We start from the raw sequence: 12,561 nt of genomic DNA on the forward strand, positions 1-12,561 counted from the left end.
AATTTCAAATCAGGACAGGCTTCGGCAGGTGTTGAAGAGAAATAATAGATTTTATGTGCGGATGGGAGAGCAATTTTCCATTCTGATAAGATTTAGGAGACATTAAGAAGAGCTTTGCTAGGTGCAGTTTAGTTGAAAAATTAAAGGTAGCTTGCAGGGTAAACGTCAAAGGGGCAACAGATACAGCTTCGGTTGTAGTTTTGTGGCAACGCAAAATGAAGTCTTTTAGCCCTTTTCAGAAAGCCATATCAATGTGTGAACATAGATATGGCTTTTGTTTTTACCCGCTTCCAGTGCCATTTTTACCTAAATCCGTGGTGTGCCACTTGGCATAAATTGTATATTTGCAGCGCTTAAACAAAATCCATTTTAATGGCCAAGATTTTCTATACAAAAACGGACGAGGCACCCGCCTTGGCCACGCAGTCCTTTCTACCCATTGTTAGAGCATTTACCAAAACTGCTGGCATAGCCATAGAAACCAAGGATATTTCATTGGCGGGCAGAATAGCAGCGGTCTTTCCCAAAAATTTGGGCAAGGACCAACAAACGGCCGATGACCTTGCCCTATTGGGTGCCTTGGCAAAGACCCCAGAGGCCAATATCATAAAACTTCCCAACATCAGTGCTTCCATACCCCAACTAAAGGAAGCCATTGAAGAATTGCAACAAAAAGGCTACAATATTCCCAATTATCCCGATGAACCCAAAAATGAAGAGGAGAAGGCCATTAAGTCCAAGTATGATAAAATCAAGGGCAGTGCAGTCAATCCGGTGCTTAGGGAAGGAAATTCGGACAGAAGGGCTCCCAAGGCCATAAAAAATTACGCCAAGAAAAATCCACATACCATGGGGGCATGGTCTCCCAGTTCAAAAACCCATGTGGCCACCATGTCCCATGGCGATTTTAAGAATAATGAAAAATCACTTACCCTGGACCATGAGAGCACTGTGCATATTGCATTGGTTGACGGAGACGGAAAAACAACCATGCTAAAAGAATCGATTGCCCTTCAAAAAGGAGAGATCATCGATGCCACAGTGATGGACAAAAAGGCGTTGATAGACTTTCTTGAAAAAGAAATTGCGGACGCCCGCAAAAACAAACTGCTTCTTTCTCTGCACTTTAAGGCGACTATGATGAAGGTTTCGGACCCCATCATCTTTGGCCATGCCATGCAAGTATACTTCTCCGAAGTGTTTCGGGAATTTGCCCCGACCTTTGATAAATTGGGCATCAATCCCAACAATGGGCTGGAGAGTCTTTTTGACAAGTTGGAAGAACTCCCTGAAAGTGAACGGAATAAGATAAAAGAAGCCATATCAAGTGCCATTGAAAATGGGCCGGACCTAGCCATGGTAAATTCTGATAAAGGTATCACCAACCTACACGTTCCAAGTGATGTGATCATAGACGCATCCATGCCTGCAATGATCAGAAATTCAGGGAAAATGTGGGACAAAAACGGTAATCTTCAGGATACCAAGGCCATAATTCCCGATAGTAGCTACTCTGGAATATACCAGGCCACCATAGATTTCTGTAAGGAGCATGGCGCTTTAGATCCCACTACCATGGGTACGGTACCCAATGTAGGCCTCATGGCTCAGAAAGCGGAGGAATATGGCTCCCATGATAAAACATTTGAAATTCCAAAAGCAGGCGTTGTACGTGTCATTGATAGTAAGAATGACCAAATACTTTTGGAGCACAACGTGAAACCGGGCGATATCTGGAGAATGTGCCAGGTGAAGGATGCACCCGTGCGTGACTGGGTAAAACTCGCCGTGTCCCGTGCAAGGGCAACAAACACTCCCGCCGTTTTCTGGTTGGACAAAGACAGGGCGCACGATGCAGAGCTTATCAAAAAAGTGGATGCCTATCTAAAAGAATTGGACACCAAAGGGCTGGACCTACAAATCCTTTCTCCGATTGAGGCAACAAAATTTACCTTGAAAAGAATCAAAGCCGGCAAGGATACCATATCCGTTTCGGGAAATGTATTGCGTGACTATCTAACGGACCTATTTCCCATTTTGGAGGTGGGTACCAGTGCCAAAATGCTCTCCATAGTTCCGCTGATGAACGGTGGCGGCCTGTTTGAAACAGGTGCGGGTGGTTCGGCACCAAAGCATGTGGAGCAGTTTTTGGAAGAGGGTCACCTAAGGTGGGATTCTCTGGGCGAATTCCTGGCGCTTGGGGTTTCGCTGGAATTCCATGGTGAAAAAAATGCGAACAAAAAGGCTTTGGTTTTGGCCGATACTTTGGACAAGGCCACAGAAAAATTCTTGGACAATGACAAATCCCCTTCAAGAAAGGTCAATGAACTGGATACCCGGGGAAGTCATTTTTACCTGGCCCTGTATTGGGCGGAAGCTCTCTCCCGACAAACGGAGGATTCCGAACTTCAAGCTACGTTCAGCACCGTTTTTGAAGAACTATCAACCAATGAAAGCAAAATAACCCAAGAATTGATTGATGCACAGGGCAATCCCGTGGATATTGGTGGCTATTATCTTCCCGATGCTGAAAAGGTTTCAAAAGCCATGAGGCCCAGTGAATCTTTCAATCGCATATTGGGGTCCATTTGATTGTTGAAATTCTGATGGGAAATTGAGAATTTTTGGGTTAATATAGGGCAAGGCCCATTAAACTGATACTATTTCATCAGTTTTTTAAATTACCGCTAAATATCCGTTTTATCTTTTTTCCTTGAAGGTATAATCTGTATTTTTAAGCAAACTAGATAGGATGCCAAAGAACCTCTTCTCCCTTGCGCTTTTCATATGCCTTGCAGTCATACCATTAAGTGCACAACAGAAGTACACCCTTAGCGGAACAATTTCAGAAGCGAACAGCAATGAAACCCTTATCGGTGTTACAATTGCCTTTCCTGAACTTAGAACAGGCGCCACTACCAATGAATACGGTTTTTATTCAATTACCCTGCCGCAAGGAGAGTATAATGTTGTTGTGAGTTATCTGGGTTTCCAGGATGTAAGGCAGACCATAAACCTAAATTCTGATGTCAAAAAGGATTTTAGGCTTCTGGAAAAGGCGGAGGAGTTGGAAGAGGTAGTCGTCACAGACGATGCCGAGCGTCTGGATATCCGAAAGCCCCAAATGAGTGTCAACACCTTGGCTGCACAAACCATCAAACAAATTCCTGTGGTCTTGGGGGAGGCTGACGTTATCAAATCTCTGCTCCTGTTACCGGGAGTCACCAATGCGGGAGAAGCATCATCAGGATTCAATGTAAGAGGTGGTGCTGTGGACCAAAATCTTATCCTTTTGGATGAAGCGGTGGTATTCAATTCGTCCCACCTGTTTGGGTTTTTCTCGGTTTTCAACCCAGACGCCATCAAAGATGTAAAATTATTCAAAGGAGGCATCCCTGCCCGGTATGGGGGAAGGGTCTCTTCAGTGCTTGAGATTTTTCAGAAAGAAGGAAACAGTAAAGAGTTCAAAGTGAATGGTGGCATTGGTGCTGTGGCGAGCCGACTGCTGCTGGAAGGACCCATTGATAAAGACCGTACGGCTTTTCTGGTTGGCGGTAGGGCCTCATACGCCCACTTGTTCCTCCCCTTGCTCGATATTGATGATAAAGCCTATTTCTATGATTTAAACACCAAGATCAATCATAAGATAAACGACAGAAACAGTATTTTCCTGTCAGGCTATTTTGGTCGGGATTTGTTCAGTATCAACGATAGTTTCATCAATATTTATGGTAATGCCGTGGGGAACTTTCGTTGGAACCACCTCTTTTCCGATAAACTTTTCTCCAATCTATCCCTGATCTATTCCGATTATTTCTATGGGTTGGAGCTTGATTTTGTTGGGTTCGATTGGGATTCCGGAATACAGAACTTCAACGTAAAATATGACTTGAAGCATTATGTAAGCGATAAACTTCAGATAAACTACGGTCTAAACAACATTTACTACGTGTTCAACCCTGGAAAAATTAGACCAAATAGCCCAGATTCTGGGATTGTTGAAGAGCAATTGACCAAGAAATATGCCAATGAAAATGCTATCTATGTTGATGTCGAACATAAAATTTCTGAAAGCCTAAGTGTTGAATATGGGTTAAGGGCCAGTCAATTCAATCGGTTTGGTCAAGATGAATTCTTCGTCTATGAAAATGACAACCCGGTAATTTTTGACCCTTTTGCTCTCGTTTATAGGGAGGCCGAGCCCATAGACACTATTAGCCCAGGCAGGGGAGGCACGCTCAAAAAGTTTTTCAATTTGGAGCCCCGTATCTCTATGTCCTATAACTTCAATGGAAAAAGTTCGGTGAAAGCAAGCTACACTAAATTGGCGCAATACCTGCACCTGCTTTCGAACACCAGCTCACCCACCCCATTGGACGTATGGACTCCCAGTGGACCGTTCATAGAGCCCCAGTTATTGGACCAATATGCGGTGGGTTATTTCAGAAACATCAAAGATGGAGCTTACTCTTTTGAAACCGAAGCTTTTTATAAGGATATACAAAATCGTATCGATTACATAGACGGCGCCGATCTTATTGCCAACAATGCGATAGAGCAAGTAATATTGAATGGCGTAGCCAGGGCGTATGGTATTGAATTTTTACTTAGAAAAAATGAGGGTGCATTTACCGGATGGTTGGCGTACACCCTATCGCGATCGGAACAGCGGACCCCGGGAAGGGACCTTAGGGCACTTGGTATCGATACTGGCCGATCAGATTTGGAAACAGGAATAAATTTTGGGGAATGGTACAGCACACCCTTTGACAAGACCCACGACATTTCCATTTATGGAAATTATGAGCTGAACGACAATTGGAGCCTCAATGCCAACTTTATTTACCAAACCGGACAGCCTACCAACTATCCCGTAGGGCAGTTTGAATTTGAGGGCATTACAGTTCCCTTTTATGGGCTGCGCAACAAGGAACGATTGCCAGATTATCATCGGTTGGATATTTCCGCTACCCTGACCCCAAGGAAAAATAAAGACAGGAATTTCCAATCAGAGTGGGTCTTCAGCATTTATAATGCCTATAATAGGCGTAACGCAGCTTCCATTAACTTTAGGGAAAATGACGATACGGGCCGAAATGAAGCCATCAGAACCTCAATTTTCGGAATAATTCCTGCAATAACCTACAACTTTAAATTCTAAGATGATGAAAAGAGGAATTATGATTTCAATTTTAGGAATTTTAGTGCTATGGGCATGCGAGGATGTTATTGAGGTTGATTTACCCAAACAGGAAACACGGCTGGTAGTGGATGGGTTGTTACGTGTGGATGTTAGTCAAGAATTCGTGGACGTTCAAATTCGAATGCGGGAAACCAGTAATTTTTTTGATGATAATCAACCCACACAGGTTGAAAGCGCACTAATTGTATATGGACTTCCCAATGAACTTGGTGAAATAGACAGTCTCTCATTCTCTTCCTTGGCGGAGAGTACCCCAGGATCAGGAATTTATATCCCAGATCCAAATTTTTCATCCGACCAACGTATACGAACATCAGCGATAGAGCCAAATGTTATCTTTTTTCTACAAATTACATACGATGAAAGAAATTATTTTGCTAGGACAGAGTACGCCCCAACAGTACCCATAAATAGGCTGACTCAGGGAGAAAACACCCTTTTTGATGAGGACGAGACCGAAATCATTGTATCATTTTCCGATGTCCCCAACGAAAATAATTACTACATTTTTGATTTTGGTTTCGGCGAGTTTCTGGCATTGGATGATCAATTTATAGATGGACAAGACTTTGAATTCTCATATTTCTTTGATTCAAACCTACAACCCGGTCAAGAACTCACTGTAAGTATTTTGGGTGCCACCCAAGAGTTTTATAATTACATGGATTTGTTGGTTGAACAGACACAAGACGATGGTGGCGTTTTTGAGACACCTGTTTCCACGGTAAGAGGAAACGTGTTCGACGTAACGGACTTGGACAACATCGATATTTTTGATAATGTCGGACAACCTGAACTCTTTGCTTTGGGATATTTTGCGGTTGTGCAAGAATTTGCGGAAACCTTAGTAATTGAATAATAAATAAGTACTACTGAAAACCTTTAAGCACATATTGATAAGTTTCATAATTAGCCTTAATCTGGCTTGCGAAGAGGTCATCGAGGTTGATGTTCCCTCCGAAGAACCAAGGCTCATCATAAATGCATTAGTGCGTGTTGATCCTGATTCTACTTTTGTCAACTTAAGGGTAAAAGTAGGGCTCACGGACTCATTTTTTGGTGAAATCCCCGTAACAAACCTAAAACAGATTACGCTGGGCGGCGCCATACTTGTCGATATTGACAACCCGGGCTCTGGGATATATGAAAACGTTAGAACCCGGCAGTTTTTTGAGGAGCGCGCAGAAATAGGTGATGAAATATTGCTGCAAATCGATTGGGAAGACAAACTCTACTACGCAAGTACTATGTATGTAGAGACAGTCCCTATAGATACCCTTGAGATTGGCACCAACACCCTTTTCAATGACGACGACACCGAATTGATCATAACCATCACGGATGACCCCGATAAGAAGAATTACTACATTTTTGATTTGGGCTTTGGTGAATTCGCAACTTTGGATGATGAGTTCATACAAGGACAACAATTCAGTTTTTCCTATTTCTATGATAGGCAGTTCGAACCTGGTGAGGAGTTGACCATAAGTGTTCTCGGTGCGGACCAAAGTTTTTATAACTACATGGATTTATTGATTGAGCAAACTGAAGATAATCTTGGTGTTTTTGAAACCCCAGCGGCCACGGTACGTGGAAACATATTTGACGTAACCGAATTGGATAATATTGATTTTTTTGATAATGTAAAAATCCCAAATGAATTTCCCTTAGGCTACTTTGCGGTTGTGCAAGAGTATAAACGCACCATTATCATTGAATGATCTGATGGATCAACAGAATAATGCCAATTCCAACCAAACCTTGAAAAAAGGTGGCTGTGGTATGCCCTTTCAATGCATTTTTCACATCTAGATTGGAGAATTGGGAAACCACCCAAAAATAGCTGTCATTGATATGGGAAACGGTCATGGCCCCAGCTCCGACGGCAAGTACGGCCAAGGCCTTGTCTGTCATTGATAACAATCCAAAAGTTTCCAATAATGGTGCGATTATGGCCGAAGCGGTTATAATTGCCACAGTGGAAGACCCTTGGGCCGTTTTCAAGATTGCAGCAATCCCAAAGGCAATCAAAAGACCGCCCATCCCAGAACCGGATTCAATATTTATGATGGAAGCAATGTCCATAGTGCGCAAAATTGCCCCGAAAGCACCCCCGGCTCCTGTGATCAACACAATGGAACCCGCTTGCTTAAACGCTATGGGAACCCATTCCTTTTTGTCCTTGGCAGGAGTTTTTCTACCCAACAAAAATGCAAAAAACACACCGATCAACAAGGCAATGACAGGTTCCCCTACAAAATCAAAAAAATGAAATGCAACCGAATCGCCAAAAGGATGGGTGGGGTAATTGGCAATCGACTTCAATGCGATTAACAGGATCGGTGCCAGAAGTGGTAAAAAAGCCTGATAGGGTTTTACCTGGGGAATGGTTTCTTCTTCCTGTTGGTGCTGCCCTGCATCCTCTTTCTGCTCCATCAACGATTTTCCAATGTATTTTGCCCAAAAGTAGCCGGTCACCGACACCGGAATGGAAACAACAATTCCCAACAACAATACCCTGCCCAAGTCAGCTTCCAAAATGGCTGCGGCCGCCAAAGGCCCCGGCGTGGGTGGCACAAACACGTGGGCCGCATAAAGTCCTGTTGCCAATGAAATGGCAAATATCATCACGGGAATCCCCGTTTTTTTGCTCAATGCTTTGTTGAGCGATGAGAGAATAATGAATCCCGAATCACAGAAGACAGGGATTGAAATTACGTATCCTGCAAGATTCAATGCCAACGGGGAGCGTTTTAACCCAATGATCTTAAGCACGGCATTGGCCAATACCTGGGTGCTGCCCGTTTTCTCCAAATAGATGCCTATTACCGTTCCGAAAGCAATCACCAATCCAATGCTTGAAAGGGTTTTTCCAAACCCCTCACCTATTGTTCCCGCAATATCCTTGGGCGATAATCCTAACATAAAGCCCATTGCCACGGCAGCTAAGGTTAAAGAAAAAATGGGATGCATTTTGAATTTAACGGTAGCCAAGACAATGAAAACAATAACAAGCACCAAGAAAAACAACTCCACGGGCAACAAAATTTAGGTTAGTAAGTATTTAAAATAGTATCCTTATAAATATAAACTAATATTCCTACTTTGGTAACATGAAGCATACCAACAAACAACTGCTGGTGAAAGGATTAAAATCGTTTGGGTATACCGTGACGATAATGTTCTTGGCACCTTTTTTACTTTATCAGGCCTTCAAAAATGAAGGGCATCCCTTTTTTGTTCCAGTACTCATACTCGGGATAGTCCTTGCAGTGCTGGCGATTTATATGGGATTTAGATCTGTAAATATTGTGATGAATGCCGTTTTTGGTAAAAAGAAAGCTGATACCTAGTTTTTGGGATTTGGACCGTCTTTCCACTTGTTGCTCAATTGGGCGTAGTCATAGTCCAATACCGACTTTTGGCGCTCTAATTGGTTTGATGCAAAAGCGCGTTGCAGAATGTCCTCGATAAGATAATCCTCATGTATTCTTTCTGGGTGAAATTCCTCCTTGATGCTGATATTAAAGGCATTGGCCGTTGCATTGTACCAAAAGGCCCTCCATCCGCTTCGAAGCTCTTTTACCAAATCGAAGGCTGTAGTCCCCGTTTGCCGATAAATCAACTTGACCAAGATCTGCCCTTCCGTACGGGTCAGCTTTTTGAGTTCCGCTGAAAATTCATCTTCTATGAATTTCTGTACTTTCCGGGTGTACTTTTTACGATGCCTATGTTTTTTTATATGGGAAAGACTATCACTTAGCTCGACCAACCGTTCTGCGGCCAGCTTTGCATACGGATACACTTTTAGGGTCTTTCTGCGAAGAATGTAATACCGTAATTTCTCGTTCCTGTCCTTGAATTTGAGCTGGTCAAAAAGAAACACCTCATCCAGGGCAATGGAACTGTACAAGATGGAATCCCCCTCAAACCGCACATAGTAATCGGCAATGGAATCGTTTTCGAACATTATGGAATCACGATTCATTTCCTGTGCGAACGTAAATGAACAGGTTAGGGCCACGATAACCAGAGCTTTGTATCGGTTCATGTCGATTTGCGGTCAAAAGTCTTGCCAAAATTAAGTATAAAGCATTGATATGGCTATTAAATAAAAGTGAATATTGTTATGTTTGTGACCTAAATTGGATATATGGCCACGTCAAAGATCATCAATGCAAAATCCCAAAAATTCCTTGAGAAATACCTGAACAATCCCTCTCCTACGGGTTACGAATGGGAAGGGCAAAAAATATGGATGGACTATATTAAACCATATGTGGATGAGTTCATTACGGATACATATGGCACCGCTGTAGGGGTCATCAATCCGAAAGCGGAGTACAAAGTTGTCATCGAGGCCCATTCCGACGAAATTTCTTGGTATGTAAACTACATCACCGATAACGGACTGATCTATGTAATACGAAATGGGGGCAGTGACCATCAGATCGCACCTTCCAAATGGGTGAACATCCATACCAAAAAAGGAATTGTGAAGGGGATTTTTGGCTGGCCCGCCATCCATACCAGGGACAAAGGCAAAGAGGAACCTCCCAAATTGGACAATATTTTTGTAGACATAGGTGCCAAGGACAAGGCCGGGGTCGAAAAAATGGGGGTTCATGTGGGATGTGTGATCACCTACCCAGATGAATTCCAGGTGTTGAACAAGGACAAATTTGTCTGTCGTGCCCTGGACAACAGAGCCGGTGGATTCATGATTGCCGAAGTGGCCCGGCTGCTGCACGAAAACAAAAAAAAGCTGCCTTTTGGGCTTTATGTGACCAATTCGGTACAGGAAGAAATAGGACTTCGTGGTGCTGAAATGATCACCCAAACCATCAAACCCAATGTGGCTTTGGTAACCGACGTTTGCCATGACACCACCACGCCAATGATCGATAAGAAAAAGGAAGGTGAGACCTCCATTGGTTCCGGACCTGTGATTTCCTATGCCCCTGCGGTACAGAACAAGCTGAGGGAGCGCATCATTGAAACGGCGGAAGCCAAAAAAATCCCATTCCAGCGGTTGGCTTCCTCCCGCTACACGGGTACAGACACTGATGCCTTTGCATACAGTAATGGCGGGGTAGCATCCGCTTTGATTTCCTTGCCCTTGCGCTATATGCACACCACTGTGGAAACGGTCCATAAGGATGATGTGGAAAACGTGATCCGGCTTATCTATGAGACCTTGTTGAACATCAAGGAGGGAGAAACCTTCAGTTATTTTGACTGATTGAGCCCATTGTCATTTCGAACGGATGTGTGAAATCTCCAAATAGTTCAGGTGTTACTTCAGATTTCCTGTGTTCATTCGAAATGACGTTTAAACCCTATTAAAAAACAATGGATGAACTGGTAGACATTCTGGACGAACATGGAAAGCCTACCGGTAAATCCTGTCTGAAATCCGAAGCGCACCAAAAAGGCCTGTTGCACCCTACCGTACATGTTTGGTTCTACACCGGTAATGGCAAAGTTTTAATCCAACAACGAGGGAAAACCAAGGAGACCCATCCCCTACTTTGGGATGTTTCGGTTGCAGGGCATGTAGCCTCGGGAGAAAATATAGCGTTGGCTGCCCTGCGGGAAGTCCAGGAAGAAATAGGTCTAGATATCAGTGAGGCCGATTTGGAACCTATTGGCACCTTCAAGGAAGTCCATAAACATGCTGAAAATTTTATTGATGCCGAACTCCACCATATTTTTCTGGCAAAGCTGAAAGCTCCCTTGGCATCTTTGACAAAACAGGAAAGTGAGGTTGAATCCTTAGACTTGGTTCCTCTATTTCAATTTGCGGAAGAGACTTGGGGATTGGGCAACTCGGATAAATATGTGCCACACGGTCCAAACTACTACAAATTGATCGTGACCGAAATCAAAAAAAGGATTTAAGTCATTTTTTGGACAAACTGGGAAGGGTTATCCAACGCATATGAAGCTTGGTTCCCAGTCTTCATGTTCTTTGCCACAAAATTACCTTCGGCCAGTTCTTTTTCACCCAAAAGGATCACATAGGGCACACCTCTCTTATCGGCATATTTGAACTGCTTTTGAACCTTGGTATCCGTAGGATATAAATCAACACGCAGCCCAAATTTTCTCAAAGAAGACACAAGCTTCAGTGCAGCGATTCGTTCCTTTTGTCCAAAATTAAGGCAAAGTACATCCAGCGCAATATCCAGGTCATCAGGAAACAGCCCTAGCTCTTCTAGAACCAGGTAAATGCGGTCCAACCCAAACGAAATGCCTACACCACTGACATCCTTCAATCCAAAGATGCCCGTGAGGTCATCATACCGGCCACCCCCACCGATGGAACCCATAGCCACACCTTCCGGGGCGGCTACCTCAAAAATGGCGCCAGTGTAATAGTTAAGTCCACGGGCCAAGGTCACGTCCAATTGCAAATGTGCAGATGCCAGTCCAACATCTTCAACAGTCGAAATAATCTCTTGAAGTTCAGCAACACCCTGCATGCCCACCTCGGAACCGGTTAATAAATCCTTTAATTGGTCCAACTGTTCGGAAGCCGTTCCCGACATGGAAAACAAAGGTGCCGCCCTGGTTATGGCCTGTTCAGAAATACCTCTTTCCAACATTTCCGTTTTGACCTGCTCTACTCCAATTTTGTCCAATTTGTCCAAAGCCACGGTGAAATCCACCAATAGATGCCTTGCCCCGATTACCTCCGCAATCCCGGAAAGTATTTTTCTGTTGTTTATTTTGATGGTGGTTCCATTCAACCCCAAATCTGTGAAGACGGCATCATAGAGTTGAATAAATTCAACCTCTTGCAAGAGCGCATTGGCACCCACCACATCGGCATCGCACTGGTAAAACTCCCGAAAACGTCCTTTTTGGGGACGGTCCGCCCTCCAAACGGGCTGTATTTGATATCGTTTGAAAGGAAATTCAATCTCGTTTTGGTGCATCACCACATAGCGGGCAAAGGGTACGGTGAGGTCATAGCGCAAGGCTTTATCCGATATTTTAGGTGCAAGCGAAGCCGAGTTTTTGGAACTATAGGTAACATCATCCACTTTGGAAATAAAATCTCCAGAATTCAAAATCTTAAAAATCAACCGATCCCCTTCCTCTCCATATTTACCCAACAAAGTTTCCGAGTTTTCAAAGGAAGGTGTTTCAATGGGTTGAAAACCAAATAGCTCAAAATGCTTTTTGATGGTATTGATGATATAATTACGCTTGGTCACCTCGGCAGGCGAAAAATCGCGGGTTCCCTTGGGTATGGACGGCTTTTGTGGCATGCGGTTCAGATTATCGTGCAAATATACACGGTTTGGGTTGGATTTGGGAGTGGGTCAAGGATGAAGGTGAAAGGTGTTGGG

Annotated in this window: 10 protein-coding genes; 7 read left to right on the plus strand and 3 right to left on the minus strand. The window is 43.6% G+C overall.

What is annotated here, in order from left to right; all coding sequences use genetic code 11:
- Positions 1–372: 372 nt before the first annotated feature.
- The 4 genes from K7G75_RS11660 to K7G75_RS11675 all read left to right on the plus strand — a co-directional run bounded on the left by K7G75_RS11660 (position 373) and on the right by K7G75_RS11675 (position 6,924).
- Positions 373–2,592: an NADP-dependent isocitrate dehydrogenase gene (locus tag K7G75_RS11660; protein ID WP_222984422.1), complete on the plus strand. Its 2,220-nt coding sequence runs from the start codon at positions 373–375 to the stop codon at positions 2,590–2,592.
- A gap of 160 nt (positions 2,593–2,752) precedes the next feature.
- On the plus strand, positions 2,753–5,161 hold the full coding sequence (locus K7G75_RS11665) for a TonB-dependent receptor (RefSeq protein ID WP_222984423.1): 2,409 nt from the start codon (positions 2,753–2,755) through the stop codon (positions 5,159–5,161).
- Between the two features lie 19 nt (positions 5,162–5,180).
- Positions 5,181–6,062, plus strand: coding sequence for a DUF4249 domain-containing protein (locus K7G75_RS11670; RefSeq protein ID WP_262420339.1), 882 nt, complete (start codon positions 5,181–5,183; stop codon positions 6,060–6,062).
- Between the two features lie 34 nt (positions 6,063–6,096).
- Entirely contained in the window at positions 6,097–6,924 is an 828-nt protein-coding gene (locus K7G75_RS11675) for a DUF4249 family protein (RefSeq protein ID WP_262420340.1), read from the plus strand.
- On the opposite strand, the gene K7G75_RS11680 is transcribed toward K7G75_RS11675, so the two are convergent.
- Positions 6,914–8,239, minus strand: a complete 1,326-nt coding sequence (locus K7G75_RS11680; protein ID WP_222984425.1) for a GntP family permease — start codon at positions 8,237–8,239, stop codon at positions 6,914–6,916. The genes K7G75_RS11675 and K7G75_RS11680 overlap by 11 nt on opposite strands.
- 77 nt (positions 8,240–8,316) lie before the next feature.
- Between K7G75_RS11680 and K7G75_RS11685 the strand changes: the two genes are divergently transcribed.
- Entirely contained in the window at positions 8,317–8,556 is a 240-nt protein-coding gene (locus K7G75_RS11685) for a DUF6095 family protein (protein ID WP_222984426.1), read from the plus strand.
- On the opposite strand, the gene K7G75_RS11690 is transcribed toward K7G75_RS11685, so the two are convergent.
- A complete protein-coding gene (locus tag K7G75_RS11690) occupies positions 8,553–9,254 on the minus strand; it encodes a DUF4294 domain-containing protein (protein ID WP_222984427.1) in 702 nt (233 codons plus the stop codon). The genes K7G75_RS11685 and K7G75_RS11690 overlap by 4 nt on opposite strands.
- 102 nt (positions 9,255–9,356) lie before the next feature.
- Between K7G75_RS11690 and K7G75_RS11695 the strand changes: the two genes are divergently transcribed.
- Positions 9,357–10,445, plus strand: a complete 1,089-nt coding sequence (locus K7G75_RS11695) for a M42 family metallopeptidase (RefSeq protein ID WP_222984428.1) — start codon at positions 9,357–9,359, stop codon at positions 10,443–10,445.
- Positions 10,446–10,555: 110 nt separating this feature from the next.
- Positions 10,556–11,104 (plus strand): NUDIX hydrolase, encoded by a 549-nt coding sequence (locus K7G75_RS11700; RefSeq protein ID WP_222984429.1) that lies wholly within the window; start codon positions 10,556–10,558, stop codon positions 11,102–11,104.
- Here K7G75_RS11700 and hisS read toward each other — a convergent pair.
- A complete protein-coding gene (gene hisS / locus K7G75_RS11705; RefSeq protein WP_222985021.1) occupies positions 11,101–12,480 on the minus strand; it encodes a histidine--tRNA ligase in 1,380 nt (459 codons plus the stop codon). The two genes, K7G75_RS11700 and hisS, sit on opposite strands and share 4 nt — an antisense overlap.
- Between the last annotated feature and the right edge of the window lie 81 nt (positions 12,481–12,561).

It is taken from the genome of Flagellimonas meishanensis (genome assembly GCF_019880545.1).
In the GTDB taxonomy this organism is placed as follows: Bacteria; Bacteroidota; Bacteroidia; order Flavobacteriales; family Flavobacteriaceae; genus Flagellimonas; species Flagellimonas meishanensis.